This window comes from Membranihabitans maritimus, from assembly GCF_021729145.1.
GTDB lineage: Bacteria > Bacteroidota > Bacteroidia > Chitinophagales > Saprospiraceae > Membranihabitans > Membranihabitans maritimus.
On sequence record NZ_JAJSLW010000002.1, the window covers coordinates 58844 to 82549 of the forward strand.

Consider the following 23706-nt stretch of genomic DNA (forward strand, 5'->3'; position numbering starts at 1 on the left):
AAAACCACAAAGATAGATTAATACATAAATGGCTATATCTTAAATCTCAATATTACGCATTTGCCATCGTTTGTGAATTTAAAACTGTCAGTTAAATTCCGCATCAAATGGATTCCTCGACCACCGGGCGATAAAATATTTTCTTTTAATGTGGGATCTTTTACTTCGTTGAAATTAAATCCACTTCCCTGGTCATTAATCCTTATTTCCAGGATTTCATGATCCATTGCCTCCGTTATTGAAACCGTTTTATCACTATCAAATTTATTCCCGTGAATAATGGCATTATTTACAGCCTCTAAAATAGATAATTTAATGTCTATAAATTTCTTGGGAAGTATGCAATAATTGGCCTCTAATCTTTTGAGGAATGAATCTATTAATTTTATATTTTCCAGTTCAGAAGATATAGTTAATTTGCTTGCCAAATCGGTTAATCAGTTTTTAGTTGTTCGTAATATTCTTCGACTAATCTCTTATAATAAGGTTTTAAAGAAGGAGAAAGTTTCTTGTAAGGGGAAATTTCTTCTCTTCTCTTTTCTAAGTACTCCCGAAGATCCTGAGGTAAGCTTTTTGGAATTTCATTTGCTGATTGTGATTTTCTCTTTTCGTCAAGTTCTTGTTGACGTTCTGCTTTTTCAGCTTCTAGTAAACGGGTCATAATTTCCTGCTGTCGTTCCAACATTTCATTAGTGAGGTTTTTATTTACCAAGTCCGTTTCCATTTTATCCATCATATCAATTAGTTCCTGAAGCTGCTTTGAACCCTGGCCCTGTTGCATTTTTTCGTTTTGCTTGTCTTGAAGCATTTTGCGTAAAGCTGCTTGTTCTGCTGCAATTTTAGCAAAATCTTTACTGGAACCCTGTTCCCCCTTTCCTTTATTCCCCCTCTGTTTTGCCAGGTCTTTCATTTTTTGAGTAACATTCTTTTGCCCTTTAGTGATCCTGTCCATTGGCTCTGAGCCTTCCCCTTGACCCATACTATTGGGGTTATTACACATGGCAGAAGAACTCGACATTTGCATTTGCATGTTTTCCATTGCTTCGCTAAGAAGCAGGGCTAAATCATTGACATTTTTCATTGTTCTTCTTTGATCATTAGAGGCATCGCTCTTTTTGCGTTCTTCGAGTAACTCCAGGCTTTTAGAAATGTGATTATCAATTACATTAACTTTATTAGTAATGCCGGATTGTATTTGAACATTTCGGTTGGCTAAAGAAATAAGACTGTCCCTTATTAGTCCAAAGTCATTTTTAAGCTTAAATTGTTCCTGGACTTTTTCTACATATTGGGGGGTAGCTGTAGATAGATGGTCTATATCTTCAATAAGTATTTCCTGGTCAAATGAAAGTTTTACAAGATTCTCTAAAATTTGCCGTACCAGATTCATGTCTTCCTGCATTTGTTGCTGCTGCCCACTCATCATACTTGAACTCATGGACTCGCTCATCTCTTTCATTTTTTTCGAAGCATCTTTTTGCTTTTGCCCTGCTTTTTGTTTTTGTCCAGAATTCATATTCTCCATGCTTTCTTTCTGATCTTTTTTAATTTCCTCTGAAGGAGTTTTTGGATCATCCATTTCCATGGGGTTTTTGAGGTCCTTATTTTTTTTGAAGAGTTCCTCCATCTCTTTACTGAGTTTTTCGAATTCCTTATTTAGATCCTCTTGCTTCTTTTTGGAGTCACTATCTTGTTTCAGAGAATTTTCATTTTTGTCACTTTCGTTTTTATTTCCAGGTTTTTCCTCATCATTTGCAGAGTCTTCTTCATTTACGTTATCATCGTTCCCTTCCTCGTCTTTATTCTCTGAAAACTCATCTTGCTTGTTATTTTCTTCAAAAGTCTCTTCATCCCCCAGGTTTTCCTCAGCAAGTTTTTCTTGTTCCTCAGCTAGCTGATCCAATTTTTGCATGGCATCCTGCATGTCACTTTCCATTTCCAATTTTTTATACAGCTCTTCCAGACGTTTAAGATCCATCTGTGATTGTTCCATTTGATTATTCATCTCCTGCAAGGCATCAATCGCATCTTCCTTTTTGAGCTTGCTCATGAGCTCCCTGATCTTGTTGAGTAGCTTTTCCATTTCGGGATTTTGCGCCTGCTCCATAAGCTTTTGGATTTCCTCATTGTTATTGGGCTGGTTTGGATCTTTAAATTCCTCCTGGTTAGCAGCATTTTTCTCTTGAAGGTTTTTGGTTTCTTCCAGTGCCTTTTGAATATTCTCTTGTTGATCGAGCAATTTTTCCAATTCTTTCTTCCGCTGCCAATTGAGGTCTTTTTCCTGAAATAATTTATTTCGAAGCTCTTCCGCACTTTTTTGAAGTATCTCCTGGTCTTTAAGAATCTTTTCCAGATTACTTTTAATTTCTTCCTCGTTAGATTCTTCTAACTGTTCGAATTCTTCAACTGTCTTTTTGGTCCAGCTTTGAATACTTGTTTTAGTGGATTTGGATCCATTGACGGCATCGTTGTCATAAACTTCAAAATAATAGAGAAAAGATTGGCCGGGTTTTAATTCTGTTTTCGTAAGATCAATTATTTTATCATACGTACCTGCTTTTCCCATATTTTCTTCCAGTACTTCCTTTGTAAAGATAAGTTCGTCTGAGGACGCCTGATTTTCAGCAATAGCGTAATTAAAAGATAGTTCTTTGATACCATAATCATCAGAAACTTCCCCTACGGCGTAGGTGACTTTTTGTTGGTTGGAATCAACTTGCTTTTCAAGGCTTATTTTAGGATATTGATCCCGTACCGTCTCTATATAATAACTGACGGAATCAGCTTTTAAAATATCGGCACTATTAAATACTAAATTATAATCACTATTTCTGTAAACTCTTTTTGTAAAAATAGAGGTATTGTTGGTGGTATTCAATATGGTATCTCTATCCTCTCCACCAAATGAAAGTACCAAATCAGACATGTTTTCTGTGTCAAAAGTCCAGGATATTTTTGTCCCTTCCGGAACAGTTATATCCCCTTCATTTTGAATTTTCTTATCGTTTATTTGTGTATAAGAAGGAAAATCCAATTCAATACCCATATTGACTAATGAAGGCTTTTTAAGTACTTTTATATTATAGTTTTTGGATTCAAATCCATTGGCACTAAATTGAAAATCAAGTTCATTGCCTATATTCTTAATGATATATTTAAAGTCGCCATCCTTATTTTTTTGCATTTTGTATTTAAATCCATCAATACTTATAAAAGATTCTGATGGCATGGCATTTCCGATGGTTTTCATTACAAGCGTAATGTCTTCAAACTGCGGCACTTCAAGATTGCTATTTTGAAGTACAAACTCAAATGGAGCTTCTTTTTCAAAATTTGTTCTGTTGTGCAGAATTCGATATGAACTATCTGTTATGAGGGTCGGTGAGCTAAAAAGCAGGGTTATGAGAATTAAAAACGGAGGAAGAGCGTATTTGATATATTTGCGATTCCTTTTTAAATCAATAGCCTTGGGAAATGGAACAAGTTTAATCTCCCTGGTTTTCTGTTCTACACTGTGGTATAGCAAATCATTATCAGAATCTGCTGATGACTGATGTGAAAGGTGTAAAATATTTAATAGCTTGTCTTTTACCTCTGGGAAGTGATCACCAATAATTTTAGCGGCATCTTCATGACTAATAGTTTTACCAAGTTTTAACCATTTTATGGCCGGTATGCCCATCCAATAGGTAAAAGAAACTGCAAAAAATCCAATGAAAGAATAGAAAAAAATCGATCGGGTAAGTGTTGAAAAGTAAAATTGGGATTCAAGTAAATTGAAAAACAAAAATAAAACCAGATTGGCCCCTGCAAATAATAGAGACCCTTTGATCAATTTATTGGCATAAAATTTCCTGATAAATTGATCTAATTTTTGAATTAACGCTGTATATCCTTTTGAACTTTTCATATCACACTATTCTACTCTTGATCCAAATATTTAATATAACGGATTATCTAATCAAAATACTATAATCCAGCTGTTTGTTCTTACTTTTAACAGGAATTTTAGAAACTTAGGTTCCTTTAATAGAAACAAATTTGTCAACTTCCAAATAATATTATTAATTTAGTTTTACTAAATACGGCATTGAAACAAATTCGAATATTAATTGGAACTTTTTATAAAAAGTTATCGTTAACGTAACATGAATTTACGGGATATCTTCGAAAAACCAGCCTTTGGCGTTTGTTCTACGGTAGCAGATCAATTTGGTCTGGCTGTTGACCGGGTTAGAATCTATTTCGTATACCTTTCACTTTTAACATTTGGTTCTCCAGTTGTAATCTATTTATTCGTTGCCTTTTGGATCAATTGGAAAAAGTATATTCAAGGAAGAAGACCTCTTCATTATTTATAATCCTGTGGAATTATTCTTTCGGTATTTTATTATCTAAAACAAAGGAAGTTTTCCTATCGTACGACCAGGTGTAAATTGTCTGACAATTCCCTCAGAATAAATAAACTATTAGAAATCTTATCATATCCCATTCCTTTTGGCAATCTTTTTTACTAATTAACTATGGCGAATATAAGGTTCCTTAAATAGCGAGTATTGTATCTGAATAAATAATATTGCTATCTGTATCTGAAGGGAAGCTACTTTTATATACAGATCTGGAGTATGGATATTGGCTATTAGCCTGAGGTGAATGGCTGCTTGTGAGCCATTCAGGAAAACAAATACATAATAAGCCAGCACAGCCGGCAATTAAGACTATTAATTGTAAAAATTTAAATTTCATACGTCGGTTTTTGAGATGGACTACAAATATATAACCTTTTGATAACACTTAAAAATATTTGATTAACAATTATTTAGGTGCTAAATCATAAAGTAAAATTGTAATCAAAACGACACAAATACGATTTGCTGATTTGATATAAAATGAATGAATAAAATATTTGCTTTTAACATTATGACCAAAAATATATCCAATTTGATTATGAATAAAAACTCGCAATGAGACCCCTCAAATGAAGAAAAAAGTCAAATCATTCGATTCTCAGCAATTTTTCACCTAATTTTGCCCGTAAATATCTAGGAATATGGATGAAAAGAAATCTCAGAATCAGATGAATATAGAAATTTCAGAAGAAATTGCTGATGGTATATATTCCAATCTGGCCATAATTTCCCACTCCAATCAGGAATTTGTTGTAGATTTCGTAAGGATGATGCCTAATGTGCCCAAGGCCAAAGTAAAAAGTAGAATAATTTTAAGCCCTCAGCACGCTAAGAGGTTAATGAAAGCGTTAGAGGATAACTTAAATAAGTACGAAGCCCAACACGGAGTAATAAATGAGGGAGGCACAAATATGCCACCTATGAATTTCAATATTCCCAACGCGGAAGCCTAATTAAGAATTTTAAGTTTATGGACAGGATCAGTCAGAGAAGCTTAAATGCTTTTCAGTCACCAATACGCAAGTTGTCAGTATTTGCCAATGAAACCAAGGCCAATGGAGTGAAAATATATCATTTGAATATAGGGCAGCCAGATGTCCCGTCACCCATTTTCCCGGGTTCAGTTCTCAATGAATGGACACTGGACCATTTACCATATGGAAAGTCAGAAGGGGAAGATAAAGTCAGAAAAAAATTTAAGCATTATTATAATGCATGGGGCATAGACCTGGAAGAAGAAGATATATTAGTTACTACCGGGGCAAGTGAGGCACTATTGTTGACCTTATATGCCATATTGGATCCGGGGGATGAATTAATAGTACAGGAACCATTTTATGCAAATTACAATGGAATCAGTAAAATGGCCGGTGTAAATATAAAACCTATATATACACCATTTGAAGAAGGGTATCCTGTTCCCGATGTAAATTTATTTGAGGAGGTAGTAACGGATAAAACAAGAGCCCTCCTTTTATGTAATCCAAATAATCCTACGGGGAAAGTGTATTCCCGAAAGATGTTGGTTGAATTGGCTGAGTTGATTCTCAAATATGACTTGTATTTGATTGTAGACGAAGTATATCGAGAGTTTGTTTACGATGAAGAATTCTTTTCCGTGCTTCAAATGGAACACATACGAGAAAGAGTTATTGTTCTGGATTCTATTAGTAAAAGGTATAATGCTTGCGGTGCCAGAGTAGGTTGTATTGTAAGCCATAATCGATTAGTTCAGGAGCAAATATTAAAATTTGCCCAATTACGCCTAAGTCCACCTATGTTGGCCCAGGAGTTCGCTGAACGGGCTATAAATCCACCAAAAGAATACACAGATGAAATTTTGTCCATCTATCGGGAAAGGAGAGATTACGTCATAAGCAGATTGGAAAAAATTCCAGGTGTCACGATTAATAAACCAGAGGGGGCTTTCTATATTTTTGCCCGTTTCCCTGTTGAAAATTCTGAACATTTTTGTAAATGGTTATTAACTGATTTTAGAGCTGAAAATCAAACAGTGATGTTAGCACCGGGCAATGGCTTTTACAATACTCCGGGACTAGGTGTAAACGAAGTACGTATAGCTTATGTACTCGAATTAGAGCAATTAAAAGTTGCTATGGATTGTCTGGAAAAGGCTTTGGTTACATATCCATTGTCTGCTATTCCTGTACGATAGTCTTTCAAAGGATTCAATCCACAGACTGTGTGTCACATACATTATATTTGATCATTTATTAATTTTCTTAATCCGCTATATTCATGACAAATACATGAATATAGTCAGGATAAACCTCTATAATCGCAAAATACTTATCATCAAAAATAAAGAATAAGCGATTAATGAAAACAAAGGAAATTACTATAAGTCTTTTAAAATGAACATTTTACAATTCGCCGACTCCCTTTACAAATGGTCTTGTGAACTTTCAGGGGTAAGGCTTTCAACGTAACTAATCTGGTTTTATAGTAATTAAAAGAGGCTCAATAAATATACTTTAAGTATGGAAGGCCAATCTAACTTTAGGCACTTCTTATATTGTATTTCAGACAAATAACCTATTTTTGCGCTTTGGTTTAGAAAATACTAAGTAAAGAATGATCACGGTAAATAATTTAACACTCAATTTTGGGACCAGGGTACTTTTTGATGAAGTAAATGTTCAGTTTACTTCTGGGAATTGCTACGGCGTAATCGGAGCCAATGGAGCTGGAAAGTCAACATTTTTGAAAATAGTCAGTGGAGAGGTAGAGTCTACCAAAGGCAAAGTTGAAATTACCCCAGGTGCCAGAATGGCCGTACTTAAGCAGGATCATTTTCAATTTGATAATAATACAGTACTTGATACGGTGTTGATGGGGCACCAACCTTTGTGGGAAATTTCGCAGGAAAGAGCGGACATATACAATAAACCCGATTTTTCAGAAGCGGATGGAATGAGAGCCGGGGAGTTAGAAGAACAATTTGGAGAAATGGGAGGTTACGAGGCAGAAAGTGATGCCGGGAGTTTATTAGGTAGCCTGGGCGTTAAAGAAGAACATCACCACAGTTTGATGAAGGATATTCCTTCCATCCTAAAGGTCCGGGTTTTGTTGGCACAGGCATTATTTGGGAACCCTGATATTTTATTGCTGGATGAGCCTACCAATGGTCTGGATATAGAAACCATTACCTGGTTAGAGGATTTTCTCGCAGATTACCCCAATATTGTTTTGGTAGTCAGCCATGACAGGCACTTCCTTGATGCAGTGTGTACTCATATCGCCGATGTGGATCGCAAAAAAATCAAAGTATTTAGCGGAAATTATACTTTTTGGTATGAAAGTTCCCAATTAATGGCCAAACAAATTGCAGATAAGAACAAAAAAGTCGAAGATAAGAGAAAGGCAATGATGGAGTTTATTGCCCGTTTTAGTGCCAATGCATCCAAATCCAGGCAGGCAACAGCCCGGAAAAAGGCGTTGGACAAACTTACCCTTGAAGATATAGAACCCAGTCACCGGAAATATCCGGGGATTATTTTTCAACCCTTGCGTGAACCCGGGAATAATATCCTAAGTGTTTCGAACTTAGAAAAGTCAATAGAAGGCAGGACCTTGTTTTCAGACGTTAGTTTTACAGTAAATAAAGGAGATAAAATTGCTTTTTATAGTAAAGACCCGTTGGCAGTAACGCACTTTTTTGAGATTATAAATGGCAATGAAGATCCTGATAAAGGTTCATCGGAATGGGGCGTAACAATTACAAAGGCTTATCTTCCAGTAGAGAATGGGGACTTTTTTGATAAAGATCTCAATTTGATGGATTGGTTGAGACAGTGGGTGCCGGACCATGTAACGGATGTTGATGAACCGTTTCTAAGGGGGTTTTTGGGAAAAATGCTTTTTAGCGGGGAAGAAATTTATAAAAAGACAAGCGTCCTGAGTGGAGGAGAAAAGGTAAGGTGTATGATTAGCAGAATGATGTTGCAAAACCCCAATGCGATTGTTTTGGACCAGCCAACTAATCACCTGGACCTGGAAAGCATCCAGGCATTTAATGAACAATGTGTAGAGTACAAAGGTATTGTATTGCTTTCTTCTCATGACCACACTTTTATGCATACTGTGGCGAATAGGATAATAGAACTTACCCCGAATGGTATAATTGACCGGTTATCAACAGTCGACGACTATCTTCAGGATGAAAGAGTAAAGAAACTGAGGGCAGAAATGTATGGCGAGGCGATGGTGTGAACTACAAAAGCCGTTTCTTGGAATATAATTCCTGTAAAAGTTTATTTGAAGTTATAACTTTAGATGAACTTTAATTATATTTGTATTATGATGCATCATATTATATCCACCAAAGAATTGAGGGAAAATCTTCCACGTGTCCGTGTTGCTTTGTCTAAAGGGGAAAGTTATACTCTTGTCTATAGATCCCGCCCCATTGCCACGCTTGAGCCTATCCGGGATAAACCCGACAATAAAGTACGTGTCAGTGGTGGCACACTTCGTTTACAGGCTGTCAGCGAACAGCCCTTGACACCGGAATATCTCAACAAACTGGCAGAAGATAAATATGAATAAAACGGTTTTCTTAGATGCCAACGTGCTGATATACTATTTGGATGAATCCTCGGATAGACAGGGAGATGTTGTTGAGAAATTGCAGTTTTTGATAGGAGAATCAAGTGAATTATACACTTCGCATCATGTAATCGAAGAAGTCCTTCACATCATTTTCAAATTAACCGGAGATAAGAGCCTACTGCGCAAAGCCGTACGACAAATAGAGACAATTCCTAATATAAGGCTTATAGAACCCCCGTTAAATTTTGATTTTGCCACAAAATATGCCGATTTATTTACGTCTTCAAAAGTGGGGATCAATGATACATTGTTAATTCAGCTTATGGTAGAAGGAAAGATATCTTCTCTTTTTACCTATGATAAGAAAATGCAGCGTGAGATCAGTTCGTTGGAAATCGAAGTAATTCCTTAGCATTTTGAAAAAATTAATTTATGTCTAATAGTATCATTAGTGATAAATATTTAAATTTGAAATGCATATCAAAAAAATCAAATAGATTATGGGCATTACCAAATCCAATACCAAAGCAGAGATCATGGAAGCATACCGTGAATTGGTTAAAGACTTAGATGCTGCACGCAAGGAAAATTCTGTTGCCCAGAAAAAGCTTGAAGAATCCAAAGAAATAATAGAAAAGGTTAAAGCGGAAAGCTCTCCGGCTAATAAAAATAGCTTTGCGGAGTTGAAGTCCTGGGTAGTGGGTGAATTGGACCAAATCGAGGAAAAGATCCTATTGGAAAAATCACGGTTTCAGGAACTAAACAAAGCAGTAGAGTTGGAAAGGAAAAACCTGGAGGAAGTCCACAAAATTACAGCAGAAGCAGATAGTTTGGAAGCCCTGCTACTCACGCACCGTAAAACAAAACAGGAGCTAGATGTGGAAATCAAAGAGGAAAGGGAAAATTTAAAAAATGAGATCGAAGAGCAACGAAGAAAATGGGAGCGAGAAAAAGAGGATTATGAATTTCGTCTGAAGGTAGAGCGCAGGGATGAAGAAGATGCCTATAACCAAAAGAAAATTGCCCGGGAAAAAGAACTGAAGGAAAAGAAAGAGGCGTTTGAAAAAGAGTTCCGGGAGAGAGAGAATAAAATTCTGGAAAGGGAAAAGGAGTTTGAGGAATTAAAAGCAAAGGTGGAAGGATTCGGTGAGACGCTCAGCGAAGCCCTACAAAAGAAAGAAAAGGAAATAACACAAAGACTGGAACAAAAGCACCAGTATGAGATGCAACTCAAGACCAAAGACCTTGAATCGGAAATTCAATTGCGAAAAGAGCAAATCCTTTCATTGGAGGCTAAGGTCACAGAGCAAAAGGAATATATAAACTCCCTTGGCACGAAATCTGATTCAGCTTCGCAGCAGGTAAAAGATATCGCTATGAAAGCTATTGAAAATTCCCGGTCGGCAGGATGGCCCGATTTTACACAGTGGGAACGAAAGAAAGAAGGGAACGGGGGATCAAAGGGTGAATAATAAAGAGGAGAGTTATGAATATCAGCTTCACGGAAAAACAGGAAAAATATATTGCAGAACAATTGGAATCAGGTGATTTCAAAAATGCCAGAGAGGTTGTCCGGGATGCTTTGCGCCTACACGAAGTTTACAGGCATCGTATTATTGAAGAACTACGTGTGGAAATAGCCAGAGGCTGGGAAGGACAAGCCAGTGCTAGAAAACCATCTGATATTGTACGGGATAAACTCAGTTCTCTGGAGAAACAGGCTCTATGAGAATATATTATCAGTTATCTCACACGGCTGATCTTGACCGTGAAGAAATTTTCCCTATTATTTACAAGAAATATAAGTACCTGTAAAGGATTATATTTCCCTTACTGCTTCCCAACCAATTATAGCTTTTTTACGAGCATCGCCCCAGCGGTATCCGTCCATTTTCCCAGTGGACCGTATAACCCTGTGGCAAGGGATGAGGTAAGCTGCGGGATTGGCTCCTACTGCGCTTCCTACAGCACGTGATGCACTGGGGGAGTCAATTTGTTTTGCGAGGTTCCCATATGTCGTGAGTTTTCCGAAAGGTGTTTTTAGTAAGGTTTCCCAGACTTTTAGCTGGAAGGCACTGCCTTTTAAATGCAGTTTTATTTCTTGCATACTGTCCCAATTCCGATTGAATATAGAAATGGCATTTTGGTGTATACTATCGGGTTGGTGACGAAATTTGGCATTGGGGAAATCGGAATAGAGAGCGTTCAAAGCTTCTTCTCTATCGGTGAAAAATGTCAAATGACAAACGCCCTTTTGCGTTGACCCTACAATGATTTCTCCAAACGGGCTCTCGTAGAAGTTGTATTTGATCTCCAGGTTTTTTCCCCCTTCTTTGTATTCTGCGGGAGTCATTCCTTCGATATTCACAAATAAATCATGTAACCTCCCGGTACCGGAAAGCCCTGTCCGAAATGAAGTGTCAAATAATGTAGCCCTTTCCTCCCTGAGTATATTTTTCGCATAAGAAATACTGGTGTATTGAAGAAATTTTTTGGGGCTGGTTCCGGCCCATTCTGTAAAGATGCGTTGGAAGTGATAAGGGCTAAGATGTATTGCACGGGCGATTTCATCAAGCGATGGTTGATCTTTGAAATTTTGTTCAATGTACTTAATAGCTGCTTCTACCCGGTGGTAATTGATGTTGTCTTGAGCGCTCACGATTATTTTTTTGCAAAATTAAGGGAAGCAGCCTGCCCTAAAAACCCGAATCTTGCTGTTTGGAATAGGCAACTCGTTATAAGGGCTGAAGCTTGGATTGAGAAGGTTATAGTTTTATCCCGATTATGCTTCAAGAGACTGGTATCCAATAAAAGGGCAAGTCATATTTATTTCTCTTCCAATTCCTTTGGACCTGTAACTATTCGTCGAGCCCAGGTTATCAATTAAGCAGGAGAATCAATTTAACGTATTAATTTTGATGGTGAAACATCCACACTTTCCCATACCGATCTTTTAGCACTCCGAAAAGGGCATTTCCGAAGGCCTTTTTCAGGGGTTCGATGATTTTTCCACCATTAGAAAGCCGGGAATAGGACTCAAGTAATTTATTTTCATTGTCAAAACTAAGGGAAATAGCCATATCATTTCCAGGTTCGGCCGCCCTGGATTGTGACATATCCGTAGCCATCAGTGCGGCTTCGGAAAATAGGAGTTGTGAATGCATTATTTGTTGTTGCATACCTTCAGGACACTGTTCTGCAATGGGAGTTTCTGATACGGTCTGAAAGCTAAATTCCCCGCCCAGGCATTTGCTGTAAAAGGTCATAGCTTCCCGGCAGTTTCCATTAAACGTGAGATAAGGGCTAATTTTTATCATAATTATTTTTTCGTTTTCTTAATGAGTTTTCTCTAACGCGAAATTGTACAATTTCTGTAATCAAATCATATGGGATCGGCTTATCCAGGGGAAATTGTACTGCCCCTTTGGACCATTTATAATTTTCAAATCGATGTTGAAAAGCTTTAATTCCAGAAGGCGCCGGGTAAAATCCAATATGGTTTTTATATCCGGCAAAGTGAACGAGATTTTTACCGAGTTTGAATGTTGGCATTTGATAACTGATCACTTCCTCAGCTTCTGGGGCCGCTTCGCGAATAACATTCCTGAACTTTTCTAAAACTTTCTGAATATCTTCGGGGAAAGTGGCTATATATTCATCAATGGTATTATAATTTGTCTTAGTCATAATAAAGATTAATCATTTTCTTAGATTCAACGTTCTGCCAGATCCTTTAATTTTTCCAATGCTTTGGGCCAAAGTTTGCTAAACATTTCTTCATGTTCCTCATTGATGTCCATTTCAATTTTAACAATTGTTTTGCCATTTTTTTCAACAAATGTATAGTTTTCATAGGCTGGAGCCCATTTACTAGCCTCTTCACTTACAGTGTCTTCGACACCATTCTTTACAATACCTATGTGTTTTATGGAAATAAATTGGTGGTGGAGGTTTTGGGCTATTATTGAAACCATACCAGATCTATCAGGGCCCAGGAAAAGTATTTTTTCCCCTTCTGCCCAACTTCCTTCGAAATAAGACCCTTCAGCAAATTCACATGCCCATTGCACATATGTTTCTGAACCAAGCATGGTATCCCATACTATACTAACCGGTGCTTTTATTGGTTTTGAAAAGGTTATTGTTTTCATGTATAAATGAATTTTTTTGAAATAAATGCTTTAAATTAAAGGAACCCAAATCTCAATATCTCCGATTCCCTTTTCTTTATTATATCCCTCTCCGTATCGTTCGAAAAAATAATTAACTGAACCGATTAAAGACGGGTATGATTCCGGAAACCATTGATTCTTAATTAAGTCAAAAGTTCTACGCATGGTAGAGATGTGACCTATGTGATAAAATACGGCGTAATTATTTCGGTTCAATAATTTATACGTTAAAGGAGCAGGAAGCCTTTCCAGGCTTTGGACTTCAACACCACAAAAGCATTCCATTTTGATCCACGGGTCAGTATCAAAGGTAAGTCTGTAAACAAAATTGTTTATTTTCCCGGGGATTTGGTTTGAAAGCGGCATAGAACCAAAACAGAGATCCTCCGTGTTTAATGAACTTCCAAAAGCATATTTTTTACTGAATCCTGCCATTAACAAAGGCCCTATATTTGTTTCTATTCTTTCGGGAAGGAAAAGGGATTTTTTCTTCATCGACAGGTCTTTTATTCTTTACCTGCACAATTTATCATCCACTGAACGCCGAATCTATCGACGGCGGATCCAAAATAATCGCCCCAAAACATTTCTTCCATGGGCATCTTTATTTTACCTCCATCAGATAGTGCATGGAATAAGCGGTCTGCTTCCGAACGGGTATCGGGCTCAAGATTAATATAAACATTATTCCCAAAACTTAGCCTAAAACCCATTGATTCCGGAGCGTCTGTTCCCATCAGCATGTGTCCTCCGAGTGTAGGTAAGGCTACATGCATTACCAGGTTTTTATCTTCTTCCGCCAGTGGTGGCTGTCCTTTCTGTGGAGGCACATCGCCCATGCGCATAATACCATCACCATAAAATTCGGTACCAAAAACTGACTTGTAAAAGGTGAAAGCTTCCTCTGTGTTCCTATTAAAATTAAGATAGGTGCTAACCGTTGCCATAATTCATAATATTTTAAAGATTTAAAAAATAGTTGTCAGGAAAGGGATTATTCATTGTTGTAAATTTTTTGAATGACCTTGAGATCGAACTTCTTCATTTGCAAAAAGGCATTGGTGACCCTGGCTACCTTTTCCGGGTCTTTATCCAATAACATTATATGAAGTTCGGAAGGACATACTTGCCAGGAAACTCCAAATTTGTCTTTCAGCCATCCACATTGTTGGGCATTTGGATCTCCTCCTTCAGAAAGTTTATCCCAGAAAAAGTCAATTTCTTCCTGGTTGTTGCATTCAATCAGCAAGGAGATTCCTTCGTTGAAATTGAAGGGATGATCCATGGCGCTGTCCATTACCATCATTTTTTCCCCTCCAAGGCTGAATTGTCCGTGCTTTATTGTCCCTTTTTTGTCTTGGGATTCTGTTCCATCGTAGCGGGAAATGCCGTCAACTGAAGAATTTTCAAAAATATTTGTATATATGTTCAAGGCTTCTTCTGCTCTACCACATTGATTTCCGGTAAACATAAGGCAAGGTGTGATTTTTTGATTTACGTCTTTATGTTTACCCAGGGACAGCTGCCAGGAGACACCAAATTGATCCTGTATCCAACCGTATTTTTCACTCCAGGGGTATTGGTTAATTGGCATTAGAACGCGTCCATTTTTAGATAGATTTTTCCATAAATCATCGATTTCCTCAATTGTTTCGCAAACCACAAAAAACGAAATGGAGGGATTTATTCTAAAATGGGGGCCCCCGTTCAAAGCGATGAAGCGGTAACCGGACAAATCGAAATTGACCGTCATAACCGTTCCTTCCGGTTGACCGTGAACTTTCTGGCCTTCTGCAGGATATCTTGTAATAGCATCGATTTTGGAATCAGGGAAAAGTTTGGTATAAAATTCAGAAGCTTCATTTGCCTGGAAATCAAACCAGAGATGGGGAATTATTTTTTGCCTGGATTTCATCACTGTTAAGTATTTGGTACAAAACAAAGATAAACTGGCAAACGATAACTTGTCCAGTGTAATTACGTCAGATTGCCGGGGTAATTGCGACAAATTGATCTCAATTGCAATTAAGGGGGTATAGTTTTGGTTTCGTTTTAATTATAGTGTCTTTTTGAATACCCGCCCAGATATTAAAATAATCCTAAAAATATAATTAACAATTTGTATTTTAGGAGGCTATTGAATTATTAACCTTAAATAAATTAGGAATGAAACACCTTTTTACACTTTTAATGATTTTTTCAGCGTTTACGGCATTTTCTCAGAGTGAAATTACCATCGTAGCTGATAACCTCAGCCAACCCGTAGGTATAGAGCCTGGTCCGGAAGGGACTATATTGGTTGCTGAAGCGGGAACCGGCCAAAACGATGGTGGCGTGACAGCCATTCACCCTGTGTTGGGGCAGGTAAAGGTGCTTGATAGTATGCCCTCTTATTTTGATACCGTTTCTCAGGAAGTAGTGGGACCAATGCGGGTACAAATGTTGGATGAAACTATGGCAGCTGTTTTTATCAGTGAGGTACCTGGGCCATTAGGATCTTCTATTTTAATATATGATGCCCGGGATTTGCTTTTGTCGGGTGGAACACTCGGTCCCGATGATGCTTTGCATCAGATAAAAGTTGGCGAATATGTTTTAAGCCAGGGGTATGAAGCGAGTAATCCGTTTAGTTTGGTACACAACGGATGTGATATGTATATCGTTGATGCCGCTGCTAATGCTATAATCAGGAGAAATGGTTTGACAGGGGTAATGAGTGTTTTTGCGGAATTTGATCAGGTCGCTAACCCATTGCCATTTGGCCCACCAATGACTGATGCTGTACCTACCAGAATAGTAAGAGATACCAGTGGGTTTTTAGTTTCCTCATTAACCGGATTTCCATTTGCGGACAGTGTATCAAAAGTATATGCTGTTGATGATGAAGGCAATGTTTCGGTCAGGGATTCAGGGTATACGTTAGTTACTGATATGACTTTGGATCCTGAAGGAGATGGATTTTTTGCACTTCAAATGGCTACCTTCAGGAGTGATAGCACACCACCTTTTGTAATTAATAGTGCAATTATTACCCAAACGCATGCTGATGGAAGCAGGGATACAGTTGCTTCGGGCTTTGGCCCAAGCCCAGGTCTTTTTGTTGCAGGCGATGGTTCCTTTTATGTAACGAATCTCTTTGCAGGAACAGTGACGAGAATAGAACCCACGTCTACTTCTTTAACGAAACCAGCAGTAAAGATTTTAAAATCGATGCAAGTATTCCCTAATCCCGCGGAGAATGATATTAATTTACGGTACGACCTTAAGGAGTCTGGAGATACCCACATTGAAATATTCAATTCCCTGGGACAAAATATTGTTCGGAAGGAAATAGGCCACCAACAGTCGGGCAGCCAAAATATTAGGGTCGATCTTTCTTCTTTGAACAGTACTCCCGGTCAGGTTTACTATATTCTCTTGAAGTCGGGAAAGTCCTGGTTTCAAAGTGCGTTTACCACGGGTAGGTAATGGGTGTCAAGGAGAAATAGCTTGGACCAAAAATAAATTCTTAGTAAAAGGCAGAAGTTAACTTCTGCCTTTTTACATTAAGGATTATTTATATTCTGACACAATCATTTTAATTCCTTTTTGGTAAGATGTGGGAGTGTAATCAAATTTTTTCTCAAATTTTTTGCTGTCAAAAACATATGCGCGGTCATACTGGTAGACCATCTCTGAGAGTTCCTTCATAATGGGAGAAAATAATCCCAGCGTTTTAAGAATTATCTTTGGAGCTGACTGTACCCGGGATTTGACATCTAATTCATGGGCTATAAGATCTACCCATTCTTGCCCGGTTAATGGATTTGGAGCGGTAGGTAAATGCCATGTTTGATTATATGCCTCGGTAGTATTTCCCAGCACAGCAGTAGCTGTTCCTGCATCCGGGGTATAGGTGAAAGAATGGGGATGATGTAACCCCCCCCATCCATTGTGCCTTTTTACCCTGAGCCAGCGGTTTTATTACTGTTTCTGTGAGGATACTAGTGTTTTGTATTTGCGGTCCGTAAAAATCAGCAGACCGTGCAATAAGCGCTGTGATATGGCCTTTTTCTACTGCTTTTAATATTTCGTTGAGAATATAAGCACGTACTTTGCCTTTTTTACTTGGTGGATTAATGGGTGTTTCCTCTGTCATACCATCGAGGAATTTCTGGTCGTACATGTAAATATTGTCAAAAAACACCAATTTACTCTGGTGGTTTTTGCAAGCTTCAATTGTGTTTTTAATAATTACAGGCCATTTCTCTTTCCATGTTGAGATATTATAGTCCAGGCCAACAGTTAAATATACAATTGAACTTTCGGCAACGGCGTTATTCGTTTCCCTGGCATCCAACAGGTTGGCAGCGAACAATTGATCTGTTTTATTAACGGCTTCCGGATGTCGGCTTACCAATCTAATATTGTCTGTATATTTGGGGAGAGCTTTCGCCAATTCTTTTCCGATAGCACCTCCGGAACCCAGGATCGTTTGCATAATAGTGTTATTTGGTTTGTCGGACAAATGTACGGTTGCAGGTTTTTTTTCAGTTGATCTATATCAAGAAATTAATTTTTTGCGAATTCTACTCAAAGTTTCCGGTGTCATTCCCAGCAATGAAGAGATATAGTGTAAAGGGACTTCGTTGAATAATTCACTATTTTGTTTGAAAAAGTGATGAAACCTTTCTTCTGCAGTCATGGACAAAAATGAAAAGACGCGATCTTCCAAAATGTTAAAGCACTTGGCAATAAATAATTTTTCAAGATGGTTCCATTCGGGAACTACGTGGCCAATTTTTTCGTAATTTTTTCTGGAAATGGTAAATAAAGTGCTATCAGAAATGGCCTGAATATTCATTTTGGCCGGAGTGTGGAAAAGAAGACTTGATAAATCGGTTATAAACTGGTCTGTCCCGGAAATCCATTGCGTTATCTCTTTGGTGTTATGGTAGGTATAAGTGCGGAGGAAGCCGCTTTTTATAAAACTAAGCTTCTGGCAATAATTTCCCTCTCTCACAAAATATTCGCCTTTGGCAACAGACTCCAGTTGGAAAAAATCAACGACTTCACTAAACCTGTTGGTGTTGATGCCAAAATTATCGCGAATACATTGTTCTAGCTGGACCACCTGAATTTTATTTTAAGCAAGGTAATAAATCCTTTTGTGTAAAGCGCTCTATCGATAATTTTTGATGCATCAGAATAAAAGCTTTGCTTTCGAAGACATAAAAAGTTTTGAAAAATAAGCGTAAACGATTACGTTGTCATTTTTCTTAATAGTAAATTAAAGTTCTATAGTTGTAGTTTCTTTCAGAATTCAGTATCGAGTAACAATATGTTTTCAAAGCAAATTTTATTCTACATTATTTGCTTTGTAGACATAATTTTTACAGTAATTTAATTTTATATACATTGTGCGCGCACACTAAATAGTGCAAACGATTTATAGGATTATATTTTATGTTTTCTACGCTTAAATTCAAAATTATGGCAAAATTACTACATGCAAATAACTTATTTGCATTATTTAAAAATGTTATGTACTTGAAATGGAAAAGAAAGTTAGGAGTGTTCTTGTTGGTGGTTGTACTTGTTACACCTTTTTCCGTCCTGAAGGCTGGAAGTGTCAAGTCATTAAATACCATCAACAGGTCAGGAGTTGATTTTGGGGAAAATATTGATGTGTCTGGTACGGTACTGGACGAATCCGGAGAACCCTTAATTGGTGTGAATATTCTTATCGAAGAGACAGGGGTAGGGACATCAACAGATTTTGATGGTAAATTTTCATTATCGGATATCGATGAAAATGCTACACTGAAAATTTCTTACATCGGGTATAGAACAAAAACAGTGGCAGTAAATGGTCAGAAAAACCTGGAGATTGTTCTTTCCGAAGATAGCCAAACACTCGATGAAGTAGTGGTAGTGGGATACGGAACCCAGAAAAAGGAAAACCTTACGGGTTCTGTGGACCAGGTTTCAGCGGAAGTACTCGAGAACCGGCCATTGGTGGATGTTTCTACAGCCGTTCAGGGTGTAATTCCGAACCTCAATATTTCTACAGGAAATGGAGCACCAGGTTCTTCTTCTAACTTCAATATACGTGGATATACTTCTATTAATGGGGGCTCCCCATTAATTTTGGTGGATGGGGTTCAGATGGATCCCAATATGATCAATGTGTCCGATATAGAAAGTGTTACGGTATTAAAGGATGCCGGAGCGGCAGCGATTTATGGTGCAAGAGCTGCATTTGGAGTGGTTTTGATAAAGACTAAAAATGGTACCGAAGGGAAAACACGTGTTACATTTAATGAAAACTTTAGTTTTGCAAGGCCTACAATATTGCCGGATATTATTGACAATTCTTATGATCAGGCATTAGCAATCAACGAGGCAATGTTTAATAATGATGGAACTTTTGTCTTTTCTGATGAGCGGCTCAGCCGCATAAAAGCATATTACGAGGATCCTTCAGCCAACCCCTCCTGGGATGTGGTAAATGGGAATTTCGAATGGTATGGATTTAATGATTGGGAGGAAGAGTTGTATAGAGACTTTGCTCCCACTCAGAAACACTCACTTAGTGTCTCGGGAGGTAATGAAAGAACGCAGTTTTATACTTCTTTGGGGTATTCCAATCAGGAAGGTTTGTTTAAACAAGGTACAGATTTTTATAAGAAACTCAATGTAAACCTTTCCGTACAAGATCAGACTTTCACCTGGTTGAAATCAAGGGCGAAAGTAGCATTTGACAATAATATTATCAACAGACCCCATACATACAAATCTGATGAAACAGGTGCAAACAGGCTTGTTTTTTCAAGCCCACTGGCACTTCCTACTCTATATCCCGGTGACGATCCCGAATATATAGGGCGATATTTTCAATCGCCAGCATCAACACAATTGTTAGGTGGGCGAAATGAAGACAGGGTGAATCACGTATTGTTGAATACAGGACTTACAGCTACTGTCAATGATTATTTGTCTTTTGTAGGTGACTTTAGTTACAATATTTATAGAAACAATGAGAGCAATTACAGAAAGCGAATTCCTTTTTTGAGGAATGACTTTACTACTTTTTTTGGTGAGTCTAATAACGATTATTATGAATTGCAAAATGAGAATTCAAATTATTATTCTCTCAATGCATATGGTCAGTATGAGCGTACATTTTTTGACAATGTTTATACCAAGGCAATGTTGGGGTATAATCAGGAACTGAATCAAACGGATTGGTATAGCTCTCAACGATATAATCTCATCAACCCTGAGCAGCCAGCTATAAACCTTGCCACAGGAGACCAGGTAACAAATGGAAATACGTATGAATGGGCTTTAAGGGGTGCATTTGCCCGACTGAATTTAATTTTCGATGACAAGTATTTATTTGAATTCAATGGTAGATACGATGGTAGTTCCCGTTTTCCGGAAGATAATAGATTTGGGTTTTTTCCTTCCGTTTCTGCAGGTTGGAGAATTTCACAGGAACCTTTCCTTGTTGGTGTCAGCGAACTGAGCAACCTCAAACTGAGGGCGTCTTACGGAACATTGGGAAACCAAACCATATTATTCAACAACAGTCAGTTGTACTATCCTTATATACCGGGGATGTCTTCGGGTAGTACTGGGAACTACCTGTTTAATGATGTCCGGGACTTGTTGATTAATCCCCCGGGGCTGGTTTCCCCTTCTCTCACCTGGGAGAAATCGACAACGCTGGATTTCGGTTTTGATCTCGGTTTATTCAATGACCGTTTTGAGGCTACTTTTGACTGGTACAAAAGGACTACATCAGATATGTTGATCCGTGTTTCATTCCCGGATGTTTTGGGTGCTTCATCACCTGCACAGAACGGAGCAGAATTACAAACGAAAGGATGGGAGCTTTCTCTCAATTGGAAAGAAAGTTTGACAAAAAAATTCAAAGCGGGTTTTCGGGTTGTTTTATCTGACAACATTGCTGAAATTACCAAATACGAGAATAAAACCGGTGCCCTGGGTGATTATTATGTTGGACAACAGCTTGGGGAGATTTGGGGCTATGAGACGCAGGGAATTTTCCAAAGTGATGAAGAGGTGTCGGAAGCCGCAGACCAGACAGAATTAGCTGCTGATTGGCAAGCCGGAGATATCAGATATGCTGATTTGAATGGAGATGGCGTGATCAATTCCGGTGCAAATACAGTCGATGATCCGGGTGACCGCAAGATTATAGGGAACAGTACACCGAGGTATTCCTTCGGAATAGGATCGGATATGAGTTATGAAGCTTTTTTCATGAATATTTTTTTCCAGGGTGTAGGAAAAAGAGATTACTGGCCTACAGTTTCTGCCTTTTGGCCATTTGCCACTCAGTATTATCAGGTTCAGGAGCACTTTGTGACAGATACCTGGAGTGAGGATAATAGGGACGCGTATTTTGCACGGCCACTTGCGAGACAAGACAGAAACCGGCTAACTCAATCAAAATATATTCAGAATGCCTCTTATATAAGACTGAAAAACCTGACGCTTGGCTATAACATGCCGGACAATATTATTGACCAACTCGGTATTGAGCGATTTCAGGTTTACCTCAGTGGACAAAACCTTTGGGAGTATTCCAAAATTGGTAAACCCCTGGATCCTGAGATTAATCTAGGAAGTAACAGTGAATCACATTACGGATATCCTTACCAACGATCGTATTCTGTAGGATTTAATGTAACATTTTAATAAGTAAAAAGAGACATTATGACTAATTTCAAATATATTTTATTTTTAGTGGCACTCATTGTTGCAAGTTGCAATGATGATTTTCTCAACAGGGTTCCGGAATCAGAATTGAACAATGAGACGTTTTGGACATCTGAAGCGTCCATGGAAATTTATAACAACGGAATTTACAATGAAGCAGGTAACAACGGACAATATTATTTTTTAAAGGGGTATTACAGTGCCCCCTGGCAATCAGGCTATATAGGAATGGGCTGGGAAGATTGCCGGTCAGACAATGGAGCGCCTAAAGATGCAAATCTAAATAGATACCAGGTGGTTGCTTCAGGACAACATGTGATTGATGACAATCCGGATTTCAGGGGATGGAATTGGAGTTTGCTTCGAAGGATTAATTTCTTTTTAGCTAATTTCGACAAGACGCCCGTTTCCGAAGAAGTGAAAAATAAATATGCTGGAGAGGCAAGATTTTTCAGAGCATGGTTTTATTTTGATAAGGTAAAACGTTTTGGAGATGTTCCCTGGATTGATGAACCTTTGAATACCGAGTCTGAGGCCCTTTTTGCCGGAAGGGATTCCAGGGTTTTAATTATGGAAAACGTGTTGGAGGATATCAACTTTGCCATTGACAACCTTCCCTCTGATTGGGGAAAACCAGGGCGTTTTGATAAGTGGGTAGCTTTGGCATTGAAATCCAGAATATGTTTGTATGAAGGATCATACCGCAAATACCACGGTGTTGGAGAGGATGTTGATAAGTGGTTCCAAAACGCAGCTGATGCGGCGGAAGAAATTATCACAGAAGGCCCTTTCTCTTTGTTTGATAACAATGACCCGCAGAATGATTACAATATGTTGTTCAGACAATTGGATCTTTCGAATAATCCGGAGGTATTGGCTTTTCGAAAATACGTAATGGGAGTTAATGGCCACCGATACAACGGGTATCAAAGAGCCCGTGCCAATGGCTTGACAAAAGATATGGTAGAGGATTACCTATGTACGGATGGAAAGCCTATTGAGTTGTCTTCGGAATATCAGGGAGATAATACGATAAGGGCTGTATACGCCAACCGTGATCCACGTCTGAGACAAACTTCATTACATCCTGATGATGCAGAGAAGTATTTGAGCCAGGCTGATTTCGAGGCGGGCCCATATCCTCGTTTCCTGGGTATGGTCGGAGGCTGGAAAACGACTACCGGTTATACAATGATAAAATATTTTGATGTTCCGGATTTTAATAAGGGATATGGCCAGGAAGAAAACGATGCAATTTTGTTTCGTTTGGGTGAGGTCCTTTTGAATTTTGCCGAAGCCAAGGCAGAATTAGGTTCTATTACACAGGCTGACCTCGATAACTCCATCAATAAATTGCGGGATAGAGTGGACATGCCCCATTTAACCATGAATGTGGAAATGGACCCCAAATACGCTGACGAAGGATTATCGGCGTTGTTAATTGAAATTCGCAGAGAACGAAGAGTTGAACTGGCGTATGAAGGATTTCGATATGACGATTTAATGCGATGGGCAAAAGGAGCGTATTTAGAAAAAAGGGTGTTAGGTATGCGTTTTGAGGAAGAAACGGCAGCTGAATATCCAAATGCACAATTGGAAACGATTGAAATAGACGGAAAAAAATATATAGATGTTTACCAGGGTTCGACATTTGAAAATCGAACCTTTGATCCCGACAAGCACTATTTATTCCCTATTGCCAGAAGTGTTATTGCTCAAAATCCAACCATTGAACAAAATCCCGGATGGTAATACTAAATAGCGTTTAACAGTCTGTTTGATATATTATTCGAATTTTTTAGAATTGGAACCTGCAATGCTTT

The 23706-nt window shown here is 38.2% G+C and carries 23 protein-coding genes; 11 read left to right on the plus strand and 12 right to left on the minus strand.

The window, feature by feature from the left end:
• Nucleotides 1-32: 32 nt before the first annotated feature.
• Together LVD47_RS02190 and LVD47_RS02195 are read right to left on the minus strand one after the other, a co-directional pair.
• Nucleotides 33-428, minus strand: coding sequence for an ATP-binding protein (locus LVD47_RS02190; protein WP_236973886.1), 396 nt, complete (start codon nucleotides 426-428; stop codon nucleotides 33-35).
• Nucleotides 429-433: 5 nt separating this feature from the next.
• Nucleotides 434-3910, minus strand: coding sequence for a DUF4175 family protein (locus LVD47_RS02195; protein WP_236973887.1), 3477 nt, complete (start codon nucleotides 3908-3910; stop codon nucleotides 434-436).
• Between the two features lie 238 nt (nucleotides 3911-4148).
• Here LVD47_RS02195 and LVD47_RS02200 point away from each other — a divergent pair, with 238 nt between their 5' ends.
• The 8 genes from LVD47_RS02200 (at nucleotide 4149) to LVD47_RS02235 (ending at nucleotide 10710) form a co-directional block, all read left to right on the plus strand.
• Nucleotides 4149-4361 carry a PspC domain-containing protein gene (locus tag LVD47_RS02200; RefSeq protein ID WP_236973888.1) on the plus strand — a complete coding sequence of 71 codons (213 nt, stop codon included), beginning with the start codon at nucleotides 4149-4151 and terminating at the stop codon, nucleotides 4359-4361.
• A gap of 689 nt (nucleotides 4362-5050) precedes the next feature.
• Entirely contained in the window at nucleotides 5051-5362 is a 312-nt protein-coding gene (locus LVD47_RS02205) for a DUF3467 domain-containing protein (RefSeq protein WP_236973889.1), read from the plus strand.
• Between the two features lie 17 nt (nucleotides 5363-5379).
• Nucleotides 5380-6585 carry a pyridoxal phosphate-dependent aminotransferase gene (locus LVD47_RS02210; protein ID WP_236973890.1) on the plus strand — a complete coding sequence of 402 codons (1206 nt, stop codon included), beginning with the start codon at nucleotides 5380-5382 and terminating at the stop codon, nucleotides 6583-6585.
• Between the two features lie 419 nt (nucleotides 6586-7004).
• Nucleotides 7005-8642 carry an ABC-F family ATP-binding cassette domain-containing protein gene (locus tag LVD47_RS02215; RefSeq protein WP_236973891.1) on the plus strand — a complete coding sequence of 546 codons (1638 nt, stop codon included), beginning with the start codon at nucleotides 7005-7007 and terminating at the stop codon, nucleotides 8640-8642.
• A gap of 87 nt (nucleotides 8643-8729) precedes the next feature.
• On the plus strand, nucleotides 8730-8978 hold the full coding sequence (locus LVD47_RS02220) for a hypothetical protein (protein ID WP_236973892.1): 249 nt from the start codon (nucleotides 8730-8732) through the stop codon (nucleotides 8976-8978).
• Entirely contained in the window at nucleotides 8971-9393 is a 423-nt protein-coding gene (locus tag LVD47_RS02225; RefSeq protein ID WP_236973893.1) for a type II toxin-antitoxin system VapC family toxin, read from the plus strand. The genes LVD47_RS02220 and LVD47_RS02225 overlap by 8 nt, the downstream gene beginning before the upstream one ends.
• 88 nt (nucleotides 9394-9481) lie before the next feature.
• A complete protein-coding gene (locus LVD47_RS02230; protein WP_236973894.1) occupies nucleotides 9482-10453 on the plus strand; it encodes a coiled-coil domain-containing protein in 972 nt (323 codons plus the stop codon).
• Between the two features lie 14 nt (nucleotides 10454-10467).
• Nucleotides 10468-10710: a type II toxin-antitoxin system ParD family antitoxin gene (locus LVD47_RS02235; protein ID WP_236973895.1), complete on the plus strand. Its 243-nt coding sequence runs from the start codon at nucleotides 10468-10470 to the stop codon at nucleotides 10708-10710.
• Nucleotides 10711-10800: 90 nt separating this feature from the next.
• Here LVD47_RS02235 and LVD47_RS23960 read toward each other — a convergent pair whose 3' ends face one another.
• The 7 genes from LVD47_RS23960 to LVD47_RS02270 form a co-directional block, all read right to left on the minus strand.
• A complete protein-coding gene (locus LVD47_RS23960) occupies nucleotides 10801-11640 on the minus strand; it encodes a bifunctional helix-turn-helix domain-containing protein/methylated-DNA--[protein]-cysteine S-methyltransferase (RefSeq protein ID WP_236973896.1) in 840 nt (279 codons plus the stop codon).
• 250 nt (nucleotides 11641-11890) lie between these two features.
• Nucleotides 11891-12298 carry a VOC family protein gene (locus LVD47_RS02245; RefSeq protein ID WP_236973897.1) on the minus strand — a complete coding sequence of 136 codons (408 nt, stop codon included), beginning with the start codon at nucleotides 12296-12298 and terminating at the stop codon, nucleotides 11891-11893.
• Entirely contained in the window at nucleotides 12285-12668 is a 384-nt protein-coding gene (locus LVD47_RS02250; protein ID WP_236973898.1) for an iron chaperone, read from the minus strand. Before LVD47_RS02250 ends, LVD47_RS02245 begins: the two co-directional genes overlap by 14 nt.
• Before the next feature lie 26 nt (nucleotides 12669-12694).
• Nucleotides 12695-13132, minus strand: a complete 438-nt coding sequence (locus LVD47_RS02255) for an SRPBCC family protein (RefSeq protein ID WP_236973899.1) — start codon at nucleotides 13130-13132, stop codon at nucleotides 12695-12697.
• A 30-nt stretch (nucleotides 13133-13162) separates the two neighbouring features.
• Nucleotides 13163-13648: a GyrI-like domain-containing protein gene (locus tag LVD47_RS02260; RefSeq protein WP_236973900.1), complete on the minus strand. Its 486-nt coding sequence runs from the start codon at nucleotides 13646-13648 to the stop codon at nucleotides 13163-13165.
• A gap of 11 nt (nucleotides 13649-13659) precedes the next feature.
• On the minus strand, nucleotides 13660-14100 hold the full coding sequence (locus LVD47_RS02265) for a VOC family protein (RefSeq protein ID WP_236973901.1): 441 nt from the start codon (nucleotides 14098-14100) through the stop codon (nucleotides 13660-13662).
• 47 nt (nucleotides 14101-14147) lie between these two features.
• Nucleotides 14148-15068: a VOC family protein gene (locus tag LVD47_RS02270; protein WP_236973902.1), complete on the minus strand. Its 921-nt coding sequence runs from the start codon at nucleotides 15066-15068 to the stop codon at nucleotides 14148-14150.
• A gap of 251 nt (nucleotides 15069-15319) precedes the next feature.
• Between LVD47_RS02270 and LVD47_RS02275 the strand changes: the two genes are divergently transcribed.
• Complete coding sequence (locus LVD47_RS02275; protein ID WP_236973903.1) at nucleotides 15320-16621, plus strand: ScyD/ScyE family protein; 1302 nt, start codon at nucleotides 15320-15322, stop codon at nucleotides 16619-16621.
• Nucleotides 16622-16705: 84 nt separating this feature from the next.
• Here the strand turns inward: LVD47_RS02275 and LVD47_RS02280 are convergent, their stop codons facing one another.
• The 3 genes from LVD47_RS02280 to LVD47_RS02290 all read right to left on the minus strand — a co-directional run bounded on the left by LVD47_RS02280 (nucleotide 16706) and on the right by LVD47_RS02290 (nucleotide 18266).
• The gene (locus LVD47_RS02280) at nucleotides 16706-17017 is read right to left on the minus strand and encodes a Rossmann-fold NAD(P)-binding domain-containing protein (protein WP_236973904.1); all 312 of its coding nucleotides are present in this window, start codon (nucleotides 17015-17017) and stop codon (nucleotides 16706-16708) included.
• The gene (locus LVD47_RS02285) at nucleotides 16989-17633 is read right to left on the minus strand and encodes an NAD(P)H-binding protein (RefSeq protein ID WP_236973905.1); all 645 of its coding nucleotides are present in this window, start codon (nucleotides 17631-17633) and stop codon (nucleotides 16989-16991) included. Before LVD47_RS02285 ends, LVD47_RS02280 begins: the two co-directional genes overlap by 29 nt.
• A 63-nt stretch (nucleotides 17634-17696) precedes the next feature.
• Nucleotides 17697-18266 (minus strand): Crp/Fnr family transcriptional regulator, encoded by a 570-nt coding sequence (locus tag LVD47_RS02290; protein ID WP_236973906.1) that lies wholly within the window; start codon nucleotides 18264-18266, stop codon nucleotides 17697-17699.
• A 359-nt stretch (nucleotides 18267-18625) separates the two neighbouring features.
• Between LVD47_RS02290 and LVD47_RS02295 the strand changes: the two genes are divergently transcribed.
• Both LVD47_RS02295 and LVD47_RS02300 read left to right on the plus strand, forming a co-directional pair.
• The gene (locus LVD47_RS02295; protein ID WP_236973907.1) at nucleotides 18626-21862 is read left to right on the plus strand and encodes a SusC/RagA family TonB-linked outer membrane protein; all 3237 of its coding nucleotides are present in this window, start codon (nucleotides 18626-18628) and stop codon (nucleotides 21860-21862) included.
• Between the two features lie 18 nt (nucleotides 21863-21880).
• Entirely contained in the window at nucleotides 21881-23635 is a 1755-nt protein-coding gene (locus tag LVD47_RS02300) for a RagB/SusD family nutrient uptake outer membrane protein (RefSeq protein WP_236973908.1), read from the plus strand.
• Nucleotides 23636-23706 lie beyond the last annotated feature (71 nt).